We start from the raw sequence: 17526 nt of genomic DNA on the forward strand, positions 1-17526 counted from the left end.
TGAACACTCACGCAAGCACCTGAAGACATCCCTCAATATCGGAAGGACATCATGGAAACTGGAATAGCGCTCGTGACTGGCGCCTCGTCAGGAATCGGCGAAGCCACCGCCAAGCGGCTCGCGAAGGCTGGATACAAGGTCTACGGCACCAGCCGGCGCGGCGCACAGGCCGGCCAGCGGACGTTCGGGATGCTGCCACTGGACGTGACTAGCGATGAGTCCGTCGACGCTGCCGTCAAGGAAGTACTGCGTCTGCACGGCCGCATCGACCTGCTGGTGAACAACGCTGGTTTCGGCGTGGCCCCTGCCGCTGCGGAAGAGAGTTCGCTTGACCAGGCTCGTGCGATCTTCGATACGAACTTCTTCGGGATCGTCCGCATGACGCGCGCCGTGCTGCCCCATATGCGGCAACAAGGCAGCGGCCGCATCATCAATATTGGTTCGGTGCTGGGCTTCTTGCCGATGCCCTATATGGCGCTGTATTCCGCCACCAAGCATGCGGTCGCGGGCTATTCGGAATCGCTCGATCATGAGTTGCGCACGATGGGCATCCGGGTCTCCGTCATTGAGCCCGCCTACATCAAGACGCCTTTCGACGCGAACTTCATGGAGCCGGACGTTCCCCTCGACGACTACCTTGAGATACGCACGGCCATCGCGAGGCGTGTGAAGGAGGTTGTCGAGAGCGCTGACGGTCCGGAGGTCGTGGCCGAGACCGTACTGCAGGCCGCCATCGCGGCTCGCCCGAAACTTCGCTATACAGCCGGTGGACTCGCCGCTCGTCTGCGATTGCTGCGCAGGTTTGCGCCCGCCGGCCTTGTGGATGCAGGTATTCGCAAAGACCTGCGACTTCAAACTTGAACGGCATGACTGCGTTGCGATCGATCTGGAACGCTGCATCCCTTACTCCCCGCGAAGCACTCTGACTCAACGAGAAACGTACAAGGAAACATGATGAAAGCTTTTGTTGTCGATCGATACGGACGCAAGAATGACTTGCGAGCCGGCGAAATGCCGGTCCCGGAGCTGCGCGAGGACGACGTATTGATCCGGATTCACGCCGCGGGCGTGAATCCGCTCGATGCCAAAATCCGGGACGGCGAGTTCAAGCTTATTCTGCCTTATCGTTTGCCGCTGATTCTGGGTAACGATCTGTCCGGGGTGGTCGTCCGCGTTGGACCGCGCGTTCGGCAACTCAAACCAGGCGATGAGGTCTATGCGCGACCGCGCAAAGATCGCATTGGCACCTTCGCGGAATTCATTGCCGTCAAAGAAGACGGCGTGGCGTTGAAGCCAGAATCACTCTCCATGGAAGAAGCAGCGTCGATCCCGCTGGTAGGCTTGACCGCGTGGCAGGCGCTAATCGAAAAAGGACAACTCAAGAAAGGGCAGAAAGTGCTGATCCATGCAGGCTCCGGCGGCGTCGGCACATTTGCCATTCAACTGGCGAAACATGTCGGCGCAACTGTCGCAACGACAACGAGCGCGCGCAATGCTGAACTGGTGAAGCAACTCGGTGCGGATATCGTCATCGATTACAAAAAAGACGATTTTGCCGACATCCTGAAAGGCTACGATCTCGTGCTCGACACGCAGGGCGGCGATACGCTCAAGAAGTCACTGCGCGTGCTCAAACCAGGTGGCAAACTCATCGGAATCGCGGGACCGCCCGATCCCGACTTTGCCAAAGACATGGGCGCTTCGTGGTTCCTGAAAACGGTGATGCGTCTTTTGAGCTATCGCATCCGGAAAACTGCAAAACGTCATGACGTCAGCTATTCATTTGTGTTCATGCGCGCCAGCGGAGACCAACTGGGCCGGATCGCTGCACTGATCGATGCAGGGTCCATACGGCCGGTGATCGATCGGATCTTCCCGTTTGCGGCCACCAATGAGGCCTTGGCTTACGTCGAAACCGGGCGTGTAAAGGGTAAGGTTGTCATCAAGATCCAATAGAAGGCTTGGACCGGCCGCGGGCCATTGCCCGCGAGATGCTGGATAGACTGTTTTAAGAAGCGACAAGAAAAAAAACGGCCCCGGAATCCCGAAACATCCTCCACATGCCATCCAGTGGCATGATAGTGGCCTCGCTTCTCAATCCACCAGCTCTCTCCCGAACATGTCGAACCTGATCGTACATGGCGGCCTCCCGTTACGCGGCGAGATCGTGCCATCCGCCAACAAGAACGCTGTCCTGCCCATCCTTTGTGCCACGCTGCTGACCGACCAGCCACTGCGTCTCATCGGCGTACCCGAAATTACCGACGTCAAGAAGATCCTCGAGATCTTTCGCACGCTCGGCAGCAACGTGTCGATGGACTTTGCCACCGGCATTCTCGATTTGCATCACCACGCCACGTCCTTCGATCCTGTCGCGCACAGGCTGCCGGAGGAGATGCGTTCTTCGATCATGCTGGTGCCGCCGTTGCTGGCGCGTTTCGGCGTCGCACGTCTCGAGAACGATGTGAAGGGCTGCACGCTGGGTGTGCGCGAGATCGATCCGCACGTTGAGGTGTTCGAGCGCTTCGGCGCGGGCATTGAGCGCACTACCGACTCGCTGATCGTGCGCGCGACCACTCAAATGGCGGCCAATCATCATTGGCTGGACTACGCGTCGGTCACCACCACCGAGAATTTCGCGCTGTGCGCGGCGTCGGCCAACGGCACGTCGACCTTGGTCAATGCAGCATCGGAACCGCATGTGCAGGAGTTTTGCCGTTTTCTGGCGATGCTTGGTGTGCCAATCGACGGCATCGGCACATCGCGCCTGAGCGTGGAAGGCGGCCATAAACTCGGCGGCGGCGAGTTCCGGTTCAGCGAGGATTTCCACGAAATCGCGACCTTTCTCGCGCTTGGCGCAATCACCGGTGGCGACATCAAGGTCAAAAACAGCGCGCCCGATCAGTTCCCGCTGATCGACCGAACCTTCGCGAAGTTCGGCGTGCAGGTGGAGCATCGCGATGGCTGGTCGCATGCCGTTCGGGAGGGTCCGTTACGAGTGCGCCGGCCTTTCACGCAGAACATCCTCACCAAGGTGGAAGCGGCGCCCTGGCCGTATCTGCCCGTCGATCTGCTCCCTATCTTCATCGCGCTTGGCGTGAAGGCGGAAGGCAGCGCGATGTTCTGGAACAAGGTCTACGACGGCGCGATGGGTTGGTCCGTTGAACTCTCCAAGTTCGGTGCGCACGTGTTTCTGTCGGACCCTCATCGTTTGATCACTTTCGGCGGACTTCAGTTAAGTCCCGCGAAGGTCGAGAGTCCGTACATCATTCGCGTGGCCATTGCGCTGCTCATGGTCGCCGCAAGTATCGAGGGGCGCTCGGAAATCACCAACGCGCTGCCAATCCGCCGTGCACACCCCAATTTTGTGGAAAACCTGCGCTCGGTGGGCGCGCGCGTGGAATGGACCAGCAGCGAATGATCGTCTAAGGCGATCCGCCAGAACCCGAACATCATGGAGCAAACCTTGCACGAACTTCGCCTCGAGACACTGCAGGTCGGTGCACTGCGCATGCGTGTGGCCAGCCAGGGCAGCGGCCCGCTGGTGCTGCTATGTCATGGATTTCCGGAATCCTGGTACGCCTGGCGGCACCAGTTGGCGGCGCTGTCAGCCGCCGGGTTCCGCGCCGTCGCACCTGACATGCGTGGCTATGGCGGCACCGATGCGCCGCCGGACGCGGAGTCATACACGATGCTGCATCTCGTCGGCGACATGGTCGAGCTCGTCAATGTTCTCGGCGAGAGTGAGGCGGTGATCGTCGGCCACGACTGGGGCGCGCCGGTGGCCTGGAACGCGGCGATGTTACGGCCCGATCTGTTCCGTGCCGTCGTTGGCATGAGCGTGCCGTTCCATCCGCCTGCGCGGGAGGACTTGCTCAGTGCGCTGGAGCGGCAAGGTGTGCAAACGTTCTACATGCAGTATTTCCAGACACCCGGCGTAGCTGAGCGCGAATTCGAGGCTGATCCCGAAGCCACAATTCGACGCGTCACGTTCAGCATGTCGGGCGATGGGCCCGACCACGTGGTGGCGGGCATACTCGCGCCCGGCACAAGTTTTCTCGACAACACAGTGGACCCCGAGACGCTGCCAGCCTGGCTAAGCAGTGAAGAAATCGCTTACGTGGCAGGCGAATTCGCGCGCACCGGTTTCCGAGGTGGGCTGAACTGGTACCGCAGCATTCGGCGCTCATCGGAACTCATGGCCGCTTGGCGAGGCTGCGTGATCCGGCAGCCATCGCTATTCGTGGCCGGCGCGGAAGATGACGTCCTTAAGTTTCCGGGCGCCCAGGCCCGTATCGCGAATCTGGCACGCGTACTGCCCGGACTGCGCGGATGCCATATTCTCGACGGCGCGGGTCATTGGATTCAGCGCGAGCGTTCGGCGGAAGTGAGCGAGTTGCTGGTTGCGTTCCTGAAGGGGCTGTAGGCAGCGCGCATCCCCTGCTCGATCGCGTGCAGCCTACAGCGATCAGAACCTCGCGAGGAATTCCGAAACCTTCGCCAGCCCCGTTTCAAGTACGTTCCGGTTGTTCGCATACCCGATACGCGATGATTCGTGACGCAGTGATTTATGGATGAAGCGGGTCCACCACGCCCTCTATCGGAATCGCTCGGGACGGAACGGATGGGGATCGGTAAAAGGCTCGCCCCCCGTCATCATTTCCGCCAGCAAACGCCCTGTCACCGGACCGAGCGTCAATCCGTGATGGTTATGCCCGAACGAGAACCACAGCCCTCGATGGCGAGGCGCGCGCCCAATGACAGGCCGCATGTCAGGCGTACACGGCCGCAACCCGAGCCATGGCGCGTCGTCGACGCGGCGGCCCAGTCCGAATATCGGCCGGGCCACGGCTTCCGCGCGGTCCAGTTGAACGCCCGTCGGCGGCGCATCGCGCCGGGCGATTTCCACGCCGGTAGTCAGCCGCAGGCGGCCTTGCATGGGCGCGACCACATACCCTTTTTCCGTGTCGACCAGCGGTATCGAGAGCATCGATTTCGTCGCCTCGTAGTGCATGTGGTAGCCGCGTTTTGCCCGTAGCGGTATCCGATATCCGAGCGGTTCAAAAACCTTGTCGGACCAAGGGCCGAGCGCTACAACCACCTCTTTGGCGCTGATCCTGCCTTGCGATGTCTGCACAGTCCATGCATCGGCTTCCTGACGCACCGTGACCACTTCGCCAGTGAGCAGCGCGCCGCCGCCCTCGTCGAACAGCCGCGCATAGCCCTTCGTCAGCGCACCCGGATTGGAGATGCTCTTCGGGTCCTGCCAATGCAATGCGCCGCTAAAACCCGACGCGATACCCGGTTCGCGCGCCATCAGTGCATCGGCGTCGCACGGCACCACGCGCAGTCCGTATGTCCTCGCCGTGACTTCGGCGGCCGATGCCTGCCGTTCATATTCCGAGCGTGTGCGAAATGCCTCGATCCAGCCACCGTCGTGCGCGAGGCTTTGAAGGCCGGCACGCGCGATCAGCACATCGTGCTCGGCAACGCTGCGCCGGATCAACGGCAACATGTCGTGCGCGGCAGCCTTGAGCCGCTCAGGAGACGACTCCCACCAGAATCGCGCGAGCCACGTCGCAAAAGACGGCAGCGCCTTGTAGTCCCAGTAAAGATCGGTCGACTGATTGCGCAGGTAGCGCAGCAGCGTACCGAGATCGCGCGGAAAGCCGTAGGGAACCACCGACGAGCTTTCGATCAGTCCGGCATTGCCGAAACTGGTCTCTTCGCCGGGGCCGCGCCGATCGACGAGCCCCACGCGGCGACCGCGATCCTGCAGATGCAGCGCGGACGACACGCCGACAATCCCGGCTCCCAACACGATCACATCGAAATCCATAAGCTCGCTCGAATGTTCATTTCGGATCCCGATGCGATTCGGCTCGCATCGGGTCATGAACCGGTTACTTCGCGATGATGTCGCGCTTGAAATACTTCTGCGACAGGTTGCTGAGCGTGCCGTCTTTCTTTAGCGCGGCGAGCGCGGCATCGATCTTTCCGGCCAACGCCTTGTCGCCCTTGCGCAAGCCAAAGCCCGTGCCTTCGCCAAGCGTTGCCGGATCGCTGAGCGGCTGGCCGACAATCGCATAGTCATGGCCTGACGGCTTGTTCAGGAAACCGTCCTCAACAGTCTGCGCTTCCTGGACGGCGGCATCCAGGCGTCCGGCAACGAGGTCGGCGTACACCTGATCCTGGTCCTGATACGAAACGATCGATACACCGGCATTCGCCCAGTGGCGCTTAAGGAAATCTTCCTGCGACGATCCCTGCAGGACGCCGACGCGTTTGCCCTGCAGGCTCTTCACATCCGGCAGCAAGGACGAACCACGCTTCGCCACCATCACGATCGGCACCACGTAGATCGGCGGCGTGAAATCGATGGACTGTTTGCGCTTGTCCGTAATATTCATCGCGGAATTGATGACGTCGAATTTGCGCGCCTGTAGTGCCGGAATCAATCCGTCGAACGAATTCTCCACCCACTCGCATTTCACGCCCATCTTCGCGCAGACCGCGTTGCCGACGTCGACGTCGAATCCCTGCAATTGCCCCGTCGGCGACTTGCTTTCGAACGGCGGATACGCGGCCTCGATGCCGAAGCGCAAGGTGCTTTGAGTCTCGGCGCTGACAGTGCCAACCGAACCGATTAAAGCGGCAGCGACGAAAAGTGAGAGTGAAAGCTTCAGACGCATGGTGGTTCCCTATGAAATTGGGGTTCACAAAATTAGGGCACGGGGTGGTAACTGACGGCGCGACCTCGAGAAGATGCATGAGGTGCCAGAAACGCCTGTTCTCACACTCGTTCTGGAATGACAGTCTATTCTGGACACTAACAAATGCAAGCGATTTTCAAAATAAAAGTCCAGACTGGACTTTTTGACTTTAGAATTGCGCTGACGCCGATAGCCGGCAACGATGTGGAGAGCAGGCCCATGAGCAGCACAGACAAAGAATTCCCGTTGATCGTCCAGCAGGACGCGGTGCGTAAAGCACTGCCCCACCTCGACGTGCGCGGCGCATTGACACACATGTTTCTCTCGCTTGCCAACGACTCCGCGGTGCAGCCGCCCCAGACCTTCACCCCGTTTCCACAAGGGGCTGGCGATTTCATTACGTACTTAGGGGTCCTGGCGGACGCCAAGGTATTCGGAGCAAAGATGTCGCCGTACATCGTGACCGAAGCGAAACCGGTCATTACGGCATGGACCGCACTGATGTCCATGGAAACGGGGCAACCTTTGATGTGGTGCGATGCGGGTCTGCTCACCAACGAACGCACAGCCGGCGCAACGGCACTTGCGGTGGAACACCTTGCGGCGCCCGACGCACGCCGGCTCGCCATCGTCGGCGCGGGTGCCGTGGGGCAGGCGCATTTGCGCCACCTTGCACCGCTGCGAGCGTGGGCCTCGATCAATGTGTTTTCACCCGAGCTTGCGAGCAACGAGGCAAAGCGCGCGGAGGTCGCCGCCCTTGATGAACGCGTGCGGATTTGCACCCACCTCGATGAGTGTGTGCGCGATGCCGACGTGATCGCGTTGTGCACATCCTCAGGCACGCCTGTACTGTCGGACAACCTGCTGACCAAGCCGGCACTCATCACGTCGATCAGCACGAATGTCGCCAATGCGCATGAAATTCCACCGGCGTGGATTCAAGACATGGACGTCTATTGCGACTACCGGCGAACCACGCCCGCCAACGCAGGTGAAATGAAACTGGCGGCGCAACTGCATGACTGGTCGCCAGAAAGCGTTCTGGGCGATTTGCCCGAACTCGTATCCGGCAGAGCCAGGAAACCCTCCTGGCGGCGGCACGTTTTCTTTCGCTCAATCGGACTCGGACTGGAAGATGTAGCGATCGCCTACGCGTTGTTCAGGCACGTGAGCGGGCAACCGATCAGTTGAACCAGACCGATGCGGCGGTGCGTGGGTTGCCGCAAACAGAGGTGAATATTGCCCGTGGCAAAATAGTGCATCGCACGAATATGCGTTGCACATTGACGCACACGCCGGCAGACCCGGCCAAACCGAAAAATCTCATGCTTCCCTATGCGAAAGACTAAGACCACACCCGCGCGCCGGCTTTTGCTGGATCGCTACGGCCGTGTCGCCGACGGTATTGCGCTGCTCTTCTTTCCGTACGTCGAGATCGTCATTCATGACCTGCATAGCCAGACGATCGCGTACATTGCCAACAACCTGTCAAAGCGTGAGCTGGGCGACGAATCGGCGCTGGAAGAGATTGATCATTCAGCGCAGTCAGGCACGATCGGTCCGTACGAAAAGATCAATTGGGATGGCAGACGAATGCGCTGTGTCAGCACGGTGCTCTTTGACGACGCAGGCGCGGCTGTCGGCGTAATGTGCGTCAATTACAACATCGCCGTCTTTGAGGACATGAAACATGTCATCGACCGCGTGGTGTCGGGTGCGGGTCTGGTGAAGCAGCCTGAGGAGCTGTTCAAGGACGACTGGCAGGAACGCATCAACACGTTTCTCCACGCATGGCTTCAGGAACGCCAGCTGGCACTCAACTCCCTGACCCGGGAACACCGTCGCGAACTTGTCGAGGCGCTGTGGGAAGAAGGAGCCTTCAAAGGAAAGAGCGCGGCTAACTATGTTGCCAACGTTCTGGGCATGGGCCGTGCGACTGTCTATCAGCATATAAGGGATTTACGCGGCGCCGCAGCCTAGGCTGAATCGGATTCAATGGCTGGCAACCGTCGACTGCGGCCTCTGATATTTTCAGAAGACAACGGCACGATATATCAGGCGCTAATTGCACGACCGATATACCACCGATTCAAATCGCAGTCCGCTATACTTTCAATTGCCTTAAGGTAGTCCGCTACGCGGTATGTTTGGCCAAGCATAACCGCATGGTGTCGTGTCCGAGTCGGCTGATCCAAGCGTCAATCGCTCGGCAATACGAAAAACCACCGTAGTATTGCCGGAGACGGGCACATGAGCACGACAATTTCAATCGAAGAGCCGCCTCGCCTCATCGGGATCGTGACCAAGGTCTACTCAGGTTTGCTGATCATTGGTTTTGCGCTCCTTCCCGCCTACCTGATTGCCTATCTGGCTTTCTTTCAAGACCCAAGCCTGAAGTTCGAAAACCACGGATTCCACGAAGTCGCGATTGCTGCGGCAACGCTCGAGGGGCTGTTTGTCACCTATGTGACCTGGCGTTGTTATCTGTCGTCGGGCGAACCGCTGTTGCGGTGGCTGACTCTAGGTTTTCTGGGCTTTGTGCTGGTCTATGCGCTGCACGGCGCGTTCACCGGCATGGCGCACCACAATATCTGGCTATTCCTGCTCTACGGACCCGCATCGCGCCTGGTGATGTCGGTGCTGCTGCTGATCGGGCTTCTCTCGTATCACCGCGCGCCGGACGCGCTCAAGCAGCGCTCGAATCCGCGCCCGTGGCTCATATGGATCGCTGTGTTCGTCGTGATCGACCTGGTTGTCGGAGTCATTGCGAACTCGCCCATTGCGGGCAACCTCGCCGTGCGGCTATCCATGGAAGGCGGCGCGCTTGTCTTCTCGACACTGAACGTCACGGTGCTGATGCTGCGCCGCATTCGCTCGCCGCTCATGGTGATCTACGGCATTTCGATCACTTTCTTCGCGCTGGCGTCGCTCGCGTTCATTCTCGGCAAGCCCTGGAATCATATGTGGTGGCTGGCACACGCGATCTTCGCCGCCGGCTTTTTCCTGCTGAGCTACGGCGTCGTTCAAGCGTTTCGCACAACGCGCTCCTTTTCAACGATCTACAGCCAGGAAGAACTGATGGCTCGCCTCGCCGAAGCGATGGCACGCACGGAAAGCGCGCTGCAGGAACTCCAACGCACCAATCACAAGCTCGAGCACCTCGCCGCGACCGATCCGCTGACGGGTGCCGCGAACCGGCGCGAGTTTATCCAGCGAGTGGAGGCCGAAATCGCACGCGCGAGGCGAGGTGGCGCACCGTTCTCGTTGCTGGCGCTGGATCTCGACCACTTCAAATTGATCAACGACAACTACGGTCATCAGGTCGGTGACGAGGTATTGCAGCGATTCGTGCAGAAATGCCTTGATGCCATTCGGCCCTATGACGGCGTGGCGCGAGTGGGTGGCGAAGAGTTTATGGTGTTGCTGCCCAGAGCCGCGCTGGACGTGGCACGTTCGATCGCTGAGCGCGTTCGGGGCGCCGTAGCGACCGAGGAGTTCTATACCGGAACCGGGCGGACCGTCGCCGTTACTGTCAGTGTCGGCGTCTCCGAGTTTGGCCGCGACGGCGACACGATCGACACCCTCTTACGCGTCGCCGATGAACGTCTTTACCAGGCCAAGCACGATGGCCGCAACCGTGTGGTGGCGGGATAGAAGCGATAACAGGTGATGCTCTTTGCCACCTACGGGTTTTTCCTGGTCTTACCCTATGTCGATACCGGCGTCGCCGGATCGTCGTAGGGGTATGTTCAACTTCTCCAGTGAAGGACCAGCACACCATGACTACCGGAACAATCCGTCTCCATCGCGTCTTGAACGCTACTCCCGAACGCATCTATCGGGCCTTCCTCGAACCCGATGCGATCGCTAAGTGGCTTCCTCCCTATGGGTTCACCTGTCAGGTCCACCACATGGATGCACGCGTGGGTGGCACTCACAAGATGTCCTTCCGTAACTTCGGCACCGGCAATGGTCACTCGTTCGGCGGCGAATACATCGAACTGGTGCCGTTCGAGAAGATCCGCTACTCGGACCGTTTCGACAACCCCAACCTGCCCGGCCAGATGGACGTCACTATTTCCTTGCGGGCAGTGTCCTGCGGAACCGAGCTCACGATTGTGCAGGAGGGTGTGCCCGAGGTCATTCCAGTGGAGATGTGCTACCTCGGCTGGCAGGAGTCGCTGGTTCAGTTGGCGAAGCTGGTCGAGCCGGTGATCCCTGACTAGCGTGTGAGGCTCAAGGCTTTGGTCCCTTGCCAAGGCCGAGCTTTTCCATTGCCTCATGGGCATCGATCACCAATGTGGCGATCTCGCTCACCGTGACCCGGAGACTTGTCGCTCTCGAGCGCATGTGCTCGTATGCGTTGCTCTCGCTGAGCTGGTGCGCCTCCATGAGGATGCGGATGGCCTTCTCGATGTGGCGTCGCGCCTTGATCGCCTCCTCGAGCTTGGAGACCTTGCTGTGCAAGCGCTGCTGGTAGCCTGAAGACGCACGCGCGAGCACCAGGGTACTAAGAATGCCCGTAGACCGGTAGGGCTTGGTGATGACGCCATGCGCCTGCGTATCCACCAGCATTTTTAGCGCCGTCGGATTCTCGTAGTCGGATAACGCGATCAGCGTGGCTTCGGTATCGGCTGCGCACCAATTGCCCGCGCTGCGAGTTTCGGGGCCGACGAGAAAGAAAATCGCGTCGACATCGGCGGGCAGTTGCGAGGGAAACGGCCAGAGCACGCGCACCTGGCAGCCGATGCGGCGCAACTGCTCTTCCAGAACAATGCGATCCTCGCCCGGCGGATGAATCACGAGGACGCGCAGCGTGCGTAGATCGTCGAACAGACGACGGGCCCCCGTGCTCATGCCGATTCTCCGTCGAGCCAGAATTCCGCGAATCCGTATGTCGTCAGATAGGGATCGGGTTTGACCGGACCTCGGCCCTCCCAGACGATATCGAACGAGCCGTCCGGCCTGCACACGGCAATGCGCGGCGTCAGTATCGCGTGATTGTTCTCCGGATCGATTTTCAGCACTCCCTCTGGCGAATCGAATTCGACTTCGTGTACCGCCTCCACCAGTCTGGCCGTATCGAGACTTCCGGTACGGGCCAGCGCCAGCGCGAACAGATGCACCTGGTTATACGCCATCTCCGACCACATGCTGGCCGGTTGATCTCCGAATCGCGCATGCCATGATTTCAGAAAGCGCTGGTTACTCGCGAGGTTCAGCGTGTTGACGTAACTCGCCGAGACGATGTGGCTGCCACACAGTTCGGAGCCGATCATCCGCGTTTCGCCCTCGGTCATTGTCAAGCTTGCGATCGGAATCTGTGCGGGGTCGATACCGTGCTCGCGATACAGCCGATAAAAGTCGCGCGCACCTCGCCCGATCAGCGTGGAGAACACCACATCGGGCGCGATGTCCTTGATCTGCCGCACCACTTCTTCCAGCGCCGCTGGATCCGCATCGCTCGGCAGATAGAGTTCTTCCACGATTTCGCCGCCATGCTGCTCGACCATGTCGCGCATGATCCGATTCGATTCTCGCGGATAGATGTAGTCGGCGCCAACCAGAAAAAAACGGCGGCCGTGATTGCGCAGCAGATAAGCGGCCAGTTGCATGCTGTTCTGGTTCGGTACCCCGCCGGTGTAGATCACGTTCGGCGAATACTCAAACCCTTCATAGATCGAGCAGTACCAGAGCAATGCGTTGGTGCGTTCGATCACCGGCAAAACCGCCTTTCGGCTCGACGAAGTCGAACAGCCGAAAATCACGGTCACGTCGTCTTCCTGCAGCATCCGCGTGGCGAGCCGGCGATATTCGTCAGGATCGCTCTTCGGATCGTAAACAACGGGGTCGAGCAGGCGCCCGCCCACGCCGCCGGCCGCGTTGACTTCCTCGATCGCGAGCACGGTGCCGAAAAAATGCTCCGACCCGGTCGCTGAGGTCACGCCCGTGCGCGAGTACAACACGCCGATACGCCAACCATCGTCCGCGGGCGCCGGATTGGCCGGCTGTCGCGAGCTCGCCTCCATTTCGTCTCCTCCTTGCATCGCTTCCTCGTTGCTCAGGTCGCGGGAAAACGTTCCACTGCTGCCGCGATCGCCTGCTCGGCAAATGCGGCAGCGTCGAGGCATCGGGCATCGTCCCAAGGGCGGCAGATCACCTGCACGCCGATCGGGGCGCCTCGCGCGCCCCTCAATCCCGGCACGTTCACACACGGGCAACCGAGCAAGGTCCAATTGCGATTGAACGCGGGGTCGCCCGTTGACGCGTGGCCCTCGGGCGCTTCGTCGGGCGCACTCGGTGTCAGCAAGCCGGTGATGCCGTCGAATAGTTCAGCAAGCCTCGCCTTCGCCTGTTCCGCGAGCACACATGCCTCGATGTAGGTTGCGGTATCGACCCTCGCTGCACGATCAAGAAAACCGGCGAGCATCGGCGATAGATCGGTACGATGATGATCGTACTCGAAGCCCAACGACTGATACGCCTCATAGCTCTGGATCGTGTTGTGCGCGGCGACCAGGTCGGCCATCCATGGCGCGAAACGCACACGCCGCACGCGCCCTCCCGCCTGCTCGATGGCGCGCACCGCTCTGTCGAGTACGTCACTCGCATTCGCTGACGGCGCGGTCCATGGGTAGCTGTCCGGCACGCCGAACACCGGGCCAGCCGTCACGCCGCTCAAGGCAAGTGACCGGCCCGACAGGGCCTGCGCGAAGTAAGCCACGTCACGCACACCGGCGCCGAACAAGCCGACCGTATCGAACGACCACGAGAAGCACTTCATGCCGACGGTCGGCAACATGCCGAGTGTGGGCTTGTAGCCGGCGATGCCGCAGAACGAAGCGGGCCGAATGGTCGAGCCGCCAGTCTGAGTGCCGATCGCGAAAGGCACGATGCCGGCTGCCACCGCGGCAGCCGACCCGGATGACGATCCGCCAGGGGTACGCGTCAGGTCGCACGGATTGCGCGTCACAGGCGGCGTCATGTAGGCGAATTCACTGGTGACGGTCTTGCCGATGACAATGCCGCCGTTACGCCGCACCAACGTCACAATCGCGGCATCCGATTTCGGCTGATGGCCTTCGTAAATTGGCGAGCCGTAGCCGGTGACCAGGTCGCTCGTGTCGAAGATATCTTTCACCGCGATCGGTATGCCAGCCAACGGACCTGTTGCACCGGCGGCCGAGGTCAACGCCGTTTCCCGCTGCGCGACGGCCGTCATCGCCCTCACCTCGGGCTCGACTTCCTCGATGCGCGCAAACGACTCGAGAACGGCGCGTTCGCGCTCGCGCGGGTCGCCGGCGGTTTGCTCGAACAGGTCCAGTCCTGAGCGGGGTCGATAAAAAGAGTTTGCGTTCGTCATATGCCGCCTATCGTCATGGTCGTCCTGAATGTTACTTACACGCGCAGGTGTTCGAAGATCGATCCTACCGCTGCTTCATCTTTCGCGTTGCCATGCTCGAGGATCTCGCCTTGCTTGAGTACCGCGTAGCGATCGGCAACCTTCAGCGCAAAGGGAACATTCTGCTCTACCAGCAGCAGCGTCGTGCCGTGCTGGCTGCGTTCCCATAGCAGTGCGTCGGCGAGACGGTCGATCACGGACGGTTGCAACCCTTCCGTAATCTCGTCGAGCAAAATGAGCGAAGGACGCATCATGAGCGCGCGCGCCACCAGCAGCATCTTCTGTTCGCCGCCGGAAAGCGTGCCGGCCAACTGCTTCAGGCGACTTGCGAATACCGGGAACACGGGCTCGATCGCGGCAAAGCGTTCGTCGAACGCCGACGCCTTCTGGAGCCCAAGACGCAGATTGTCGCGAATGGTGAGATCCTGAAACAATGCATGTTCCTGCGGCGCGTAAGCAATGCCCTCGCGCGCGATCTGATGAGGCGCCATGCGCGTGATATCTTGCCCGCGCGCACGGATGGCGCCGGCTTTCTTCGGCAGATAGCCCATGATCGTCTTGAGCACCGTCGTCTTGCCCATGCCGTTCTTGCCGAGCAGCGCGACGGCCTCGCCGTCGGCAACGGTCATCGAGAGCTTGCGCAGCACGACCGAAGCCTTGTACCCGCTCGTCACGTCCTGCAACTCCAGCGCAATCTGGCTCATGACGCCTCCTGATGTCCGACGTTTTCGCCTGCCGCAGCGCTTTGCGCAGTCCCGGCATAAATCGTTCTGACCAGCTCCGAGTTGACGACTTCGTCGAAGTTGCCTTGCATCACGATGCGCCCCTGATGCAGGACCACGATACGCGTGGCAATTTCGGCCACGAAGTCGAGGTCGTGCTCCACCAGCAGACAACAAAGCCGATATTGATGAGCCAATGCAGCGAGCACATTGCCGATTTGCGTGCGCTCCGTTTTGGTCAAGCCTGCCGTGGGCTCGTCGAGCAGTACGATACGCGGCTCCAGTGCGAGCACCATCGCCAGTTCCAACGCCTGCTGTTGGCCATGCGAAAGATCCTTCGCGACAGCGCCCAGCCTCTGATCGAGATGGGTGGTACGCAGCACCTCCAGCGCATAGGGCGGCAGTGCAAGCGTCGCGGAGCGTCGCAGGAGCGATGGCCGCTCGATGATGGTGCCGGCGATTCTCAGGCACTCCGCAACGGTAAGCGTCTCGAAGATATTTGCGTTCTGGAACTTGCGCCCCAAGCCGAAATGCACGCAGCGATCCGGCGGCAATTGCCGGACATCGTTGCCACACAGCGTGACCGTGCCGGCAGAACGTTCCGCGCCGTCGCTCATGCAGCGCATAAGCGTCGTTTTACCGGCGCCGTTCGGGCCGATGAGACCAACCAGTTCACCGCCATCGGCGTTCAGATCGATGCCTTGCAACACTTTCAGGCTGCCGTAATGTTTGGCGACGCCGTTCATCTGCAGCGCTGGCACTGATAGCGCCCGTTCATGAGCTGCGCCGACGTCGCGCTCAACCAGCTTCGGTTCGGCGCCGTGACCCGCAAGATGACGTAATGGCTTGAGCAACAGCGGCACCAAGCCTTGCGGCAACAGCACAATCACAGCCACGAATGCAGCACCCAGAATCAGTTGCCACGCGAACGGCATGCTGCCGCTGAGATAGGCGGTCCCGACATTGATCAGAAGCGCGCCGATCACCGGCCCCCACAACGTTCCCCGACCGCCGAGCGCGACCCAGATAATCAGTTGGGTGCCAAGGACAAACCCAGCCAACTCAGGCGCGACCACGCCGCTGAACGATCCGTAGCCAAATCCGGCAACGCCGGCGATGGCCGCGGTTGCAACCAGCAAGACGATCTTGACGAGCGACGTATTGATGCCGAGATATGCGCAGCGTGATTCGTTGTCGCGGATAGCAGCCAGCACGCGGCCGCCGTCGCTACGAACAAATAGCCACGCAATCGATGCAACAGCCAGCAGCGCAGCGCCGGCGAGCCAGTACCAGGCCTGCAGCGAAAGATCGAAGGTCTCATAGCCGGTGAGTCCCGAACTCGAGCCCGTCCACGCGCCGCCGGAGAGCAGCAACTGGCTGAGAACGATCGGCAATACGAGCGACATCACCGTCGCGAAGAACGGCGACGCACCGCGATAGAACGACAGCCAGCCGAGCAATGCGGCCACGGCCGCGGTCACCGCGATCGCCGCTCCCACGGCAAGCACCACATAACCCGCCGAAAAGCCGCCGTGTGTAAACACAAGACCCGCGGCATAGGCGCCTAGACCGAAGAACGCCGATTGCCCGAACGTCAGATACCCGGTGTAGCCCCACAGGATATCCACGGTCACGGCCACGATCGAGAAAAAGAAGGCCTGAATGAGGACGTTGAGCAGATACGAGCCGAAGACAAGCGGACCCGCGGCCAGCAGCACGACAACCAGGCCACCGGCCACGAGCAGACCGCGTCCGTGAATCGTTCGTCCGTTGCTTACCCGCTCATCGTTTTGTACAGCTTGATCTCCGGCTCCATGTGGCGATGCGTCGACTTTAGCCATGAGAGAACCCCTTGGGACGAATGCGCAGCGTGAGCGCTGCCAGCACCGCGATAGTCAATCCGCCCAGCACCGGACTAACGAACGTGCTGACCAGCACCTGGCAAGCGCCGAATACGAGGCACGTCACCAGCAGACTGAGCATCGAATGTCCTGAAACCATGACCAGCATGAACGCGCTCACCAGCCACGGCAGTCCCATATCAGGGTCGACGCTCGACAGCGGCGTAATGAGCGTGCCGGCGAGCGAACCGAGCGCAGCGCCCAGACTGAAGGTGATAAAACGGATGCGGCCGGAATGAATGCCGAGCCCTCGCGCCAGATCCTCATTCATGATCACCGCACGCGTCTTGATGCCGAAGCGCGTTCCCGTGAGCAGCGCGGTCATGAGAATGCACAGACCGAGTGCGATCGGGATCAGCAGCAAACGATAGGCCGAGTAATCGGTCCCACCGATGGTGACGGCTCCTTTGAGCGGCGTCTCCACGAACTGCGCCTCGCGGCCGAAGGTCATCACGATGAGCTGCCCAATCACGATGCCGAGACCCCAGGTAGCAAGGATCGCGTCGAGTGGGCGTTTGTAGAGCGGGCGCACGATCACCTGCTCGACGAGCATGCCCACGACGGTACCCACCACGATCGCGAGCGGCAGTCCGAGCCATGGACTCAGCTTGAGTTGCGTCACGACGAAGCTCGCGTATGCGCCTATTGTTAGTAGCGCACCGTGGGCGAAATTGACGATTTTCATCACGCCGAAAATCACCATCAACCCTGCGGTCACGATGAACAGCACCGCCGCGGTTGTGAAAATGTCGAGTGCCAGAACCATTGTCTTCTCCGGTCGCATCCGC

General features: G+C 60.5%; 16 protein-coding genes. 8 read left to right on the forward strand and 8 right to left on the reverse strand.

What is annotated here, in order from left to right; genetic code table 11:
• Positions 1 to 51: 51 nt before the first annotated feature.
• From BM438_RS04870 to BM438_RS04885, 4 genes are all read left to right on the forward strand, one after another.
• Positions 52 to 861 (forward strand): oxidoreductase, encoded by an 810-nt coding sequence (locus BM438_RS04870; protein WP_093633169.1) that lies wholly within the window; start codon positions 52 to 54, stop codon positions 859 to 861.
• Between the two features lie 93 nt (positions 862 to 954).
• Positions 955 to 1956, forward strand: coding sequence for an NADP-dependent oxidoreductase (locus BM438_RS04875; protein WP_093633170.1), 1002 nt, complete (start codon positions 955 to 957; stop codon positions 1954 to 1956).
• 163 nt (positions 1957 to 2119) lie between these two features.
• Positions 2120 to 3421 carry a UDP-N-acetylglucosamine 1-carboxyvinyltransferase gene (locus BM438_RS04880; RefSeq protein ID WP_093633171.1) on the forward strand — a complete coding sequence of 434 codons (1302 nt, stop codon included), beginning with the start codon at positions 2120 to 2122 and terminating at the stop codon, positions 3419 to 3421.
• 45 nt (positions 3422 to 3466) lie between these two features.
• On the forward strand, positions 3467 to 4426 hold the full coding sequence (locus BM438_RS04885; protein WP_244179248.1) for an alpha/beta fold hydrolase: 960 nt from the start codon (positions 3467 to 3469) through the stop codon (positions 4424 to 4426).
• Positions 4427 to 4597: 171 nt separating this feature from the next.
• Here the strand turns inward: BM438_RS04885 and BM438_RS04890 are convergent, their stop codons facing one another.
• Together BM438_RS04890 and BM438_RS04895 are read right to left on the reverse strand one after the other, a co-directional pair.
• On the reverse strand, positions 4598 to 5839 hold the full coding sequence (locus tag BM438_RS04890; protein ID WP_093633173.1) for an NAD(P)/FAD-dependent oxidoreductase: 1242 nt from the start codon (positions 5837 to 5839) through the stop codon (positions 4598 to 4600).
• Between the two features lie 64 nt (positions 5840 to 5903).
• Positions 5904 to 6692, reverse strand: coding sequence for an ABC transporter substrate-binding protein (locus BM438_RS04895; RefSeq protein ID WP_093633174.1), 789 nt, complete (start codon positions 6690 to 6692; stop codon positions 5904 to 5906).
• A 240-nt stretch (positions 6693 to 6932) separates the two neighbouring features.
• Here BM438_RS04895 and BM438_RS04900 point away from each other — a divergent pair, with 240 nt between their 5' ends.
• The 4 genes from BM438_RS04900 (at position 6933) to BM438_RS04915 (ending at position 10939) form a co-directional block, all read left to right on the forward strand.
• Complete coding sequence (locus BM438_RS04900) at positions 6933 to 7904, forward strand: ornithine cyclodeaminase family protein (protein WP_093633175.1); 972 nt, start codon at positions 6933 to 6935, stop codon at positions 7902 to 7904.
• A 144-nt stretch (positions 7905 to 8048) separates the two neighbouring features.
• The gene (locus BM438_RS04905; RefSeq protein WP_054038287.1) at positions 8049 to 8693 is read left to right on the forward strand and encodes a helix-turn-helix transcriptional regulator; all 645 of its coding nucleotides are present in this window, start codon (positions 8049 to 8051) and stop codon (positions 8691 to 8693) included.
• 270 nt (positions 8694 to 8963) lie between these two features.
• The gene (locus BM438_RS04910; protein ID WP_093633176.1) at positions 8964 to 10367 is read left to right on the forward strand and encodes a GGDEF domain-containing protein; all 1404 of its coding nucleotides are present in this window, start codon (positions 8964 to 8966) and stop codon (positions 10365 to 10367) included.
• Between the two features lie 125 nt (positions 10368 to 10492).
• Complete coding sequence (locus tag BM438_RS04915; RefSeq protein ID WP_093633177.1) at positions 10493 to 10939, forward strand: SRPBCC family protein; 447 nt, start codon at positions 10493 to 10495, stop codon at positions 10937 to 10939.
• Between the two features lie 10 nt (positions 10940 to 10949).
• Here the strand turns inward: BM438_RS04915 and BM438_RS04920 are convergent, their stop codons facing one another.
• Genes BM438_RS04920 through BM438_RS04945 form a run of 6 tightly spaced genes read right to left on the reverse strand, consistent with a single transcriptional unit; the run spans position 10950 to position 17504 of the window.
• On the reverse strand, positions 10950 to 11570 hold the full coding sequence (locus BM438_RS04920; RefSeq protein WP_093633178.1) for an ANTAR domain-containing response regulator: 621 nt from the start codon (positions 11568 to 11570) through the stop codon (positions 10950 to 10952).
• Entirely contained in the window at positions 11567 to 12742 is a 1176-nt protein-coding gene (locus BM438_RS04925) for a transporter substrate-binding domain-containing protein (RefSeq protein ID WP_093633179.1), read from the reverse strand. The genes BM438_RS04920 and BM438_RS04925 overlap by 4 nt, the downstream gene beginning before the upstream one ends.
• A gap of 32 nt (positions 12743 to 12774) precedes the next feature.
• A complete protein-coding gene (locus tag BM438_RS04930; RefSeq protein WP_093633180.1) occupies positions 12775 to 14076 on the reverse strand; it encodes an amidase in 1302 nt (433 codons plus the stop codon).
• A 35-nt stretch (positions 14077 to 14111) separates the two neighbouring features.
• On the reverse strand, positions 14112 to 14819 hold the full coding sequence (locus BM438_RS04935) for a branched-chain amino acid ABC transporter ATP-binding protein (RefSeq protein ID WP_093633181.1): 708 nt from the start codon (positions 14817 to 14819) through the stop codon (positions 14112 to 14114).
• Positions 14816 to 16678, reverse strand: coding sequence for an ABC transporter permease subunit (locus tag BM438_RS04940; protein ID WP_093633182.1), 1863 nt, complete (start codon positions 16676 to 16678; stop codon positions 14816 to 14818). The genes BM438_RS04935 and BM438_RS04940 overlap by 4 nt, the downstream gene beginning before the upstream one ends.
• A complete protein-coding gene (locus tag BM438_RS04945; protein ID WP_093633183.1) occupies positions 16671 to 17504 on the reverse strand; it encodes a branched-chain amino acid ABC transporter permease in 834 nt (277 codons plus the stop codon). The genes BM438_RS04940 and BM438_RS04945 overlap by 8 nt, the downstream gene beginning before the upstream one ends.
• Between the last annotated feature and the right edge of the window lie 22 nt (positions 17505 to 17526).

The organism is Paraburkholderia aspalathi (assembly GCF_900116445.1).
Taxonomy (GTDB): domain Bacteria; phylum Pseudomonadota; class Gammaproteobacteria; order Burkholderiales; family Burkholderiaceae; genus Paraburkholderia; species Paraburkholderia aspalathi.

Excerpts from the sequence above, each read along its gene's own strand:
- BM438_RS04880 (WP_093633171.1), top strand. The coding sequence starts at position 2,120 with ATGTCGAACCTGATCGTACATGGCGGCCTCCCGTTACGCGGCGAGATC.
- BM438_RS04905 (WP_054038287.1), top strand. The coding sequence starts at position 8,049 with ATGCGAAAGACTAAGACCACACCCGCGCGCCGGCTTTTGCTGGATCGC.
- BM438_RS04915 (WP_093633177.1), top strand. The coding sequence starts at position 10,493 with ATGACTACCGGAACAATCCGTCTCCATCGCGTCTTGAACGCTACTCCC.
- BM438_RS04945 (WP_093633183.1), bottom strand. The coding sequence starts at position 17,504 with ATGGTTCTGGCACTCGACATTTTCACAACCGCGGCGGTGCTGTTCATC.
- BM438_RS04940 (WP_093633182.1), bottom strand. The coding sequence starts at position 16,678 with ATGGCTAAAGTCGACGCATCGCCACATGGAGCCGGAGATCAAGCTGTA.
- BM438_RS04895 (WP_093633174.1), bottom strand. The coding sequence starts at position 6,692 with ATGCGTCTGAAGCTTTCACTCTCACTTTTCGTCGCTGCCGCTTTAATC.
- BM438_RS04930 (WP_093633180.1), bottom strand. The coding sequence starts at position 14,076 with ATGACGAACGCAAACTCTTTTTATCGACCCCGCTCAGGACTGGACCTG.
- BM438_RS04890 (WP_093633173.1), bottom strand. The coding sequence starts at position 5,839 with ATGGATTTCGATGTGATCGTGTTGGGAGCCGGGATTGTCGGCGTGTCG.
- BM438_RS04925 (WP_093633179.1), bottom strand. The coding sequence starts at position 12,742 with ATGGAGGCGAGCTCGCGACAGCCGGCCAATCCGGCGCCCGCGGACGAT.
- BM438_RS04910 (WP_093633176.1), top strand. The coding sequence starts at position 8,964 with ATGAGCACGACAATTTCAATCGAAGAGCCGCCTCGCCTCATCGGGATC.
- BM438_RS04870 (WP_093633169.1), top strand. The coding sequence starts at position 52 with ATGGAAACTGGAATAGCGCTCGTGACTGGCGCCTCGTCAGGAATCGGC.
- BM438_RS04920 (WP_093633178.1), bottom strand. The coding sequence starts at position 11,570 with ATGAGCACGGGGGCCCGTCGTCTGTTCGACGATCTACGCACGCTGCGC.
- BM438_RS04935 (WP_093633181.1), bottom strand. The coding sequence starts at position 14,819 with ATGAGCCAGATTGCGCTGGAGTTGCAGGACGTGACGAGCGGGTACAAG.
- BM438_RS04875 (WP_093633170.1), top strand. The coding sequence starts at position 955 with ATGAAAGCTTTTGTTGTCGATCGATACGGACGCAAGAATGACTTGCGA.
- BM438_RS04900 (WP_093633175.1), top strand. The coding sequence starts at position 6,933 with ATGAGCAGCACAGACAAAGAATTCCCGTTGATCGTCCAGCAGGACGCG.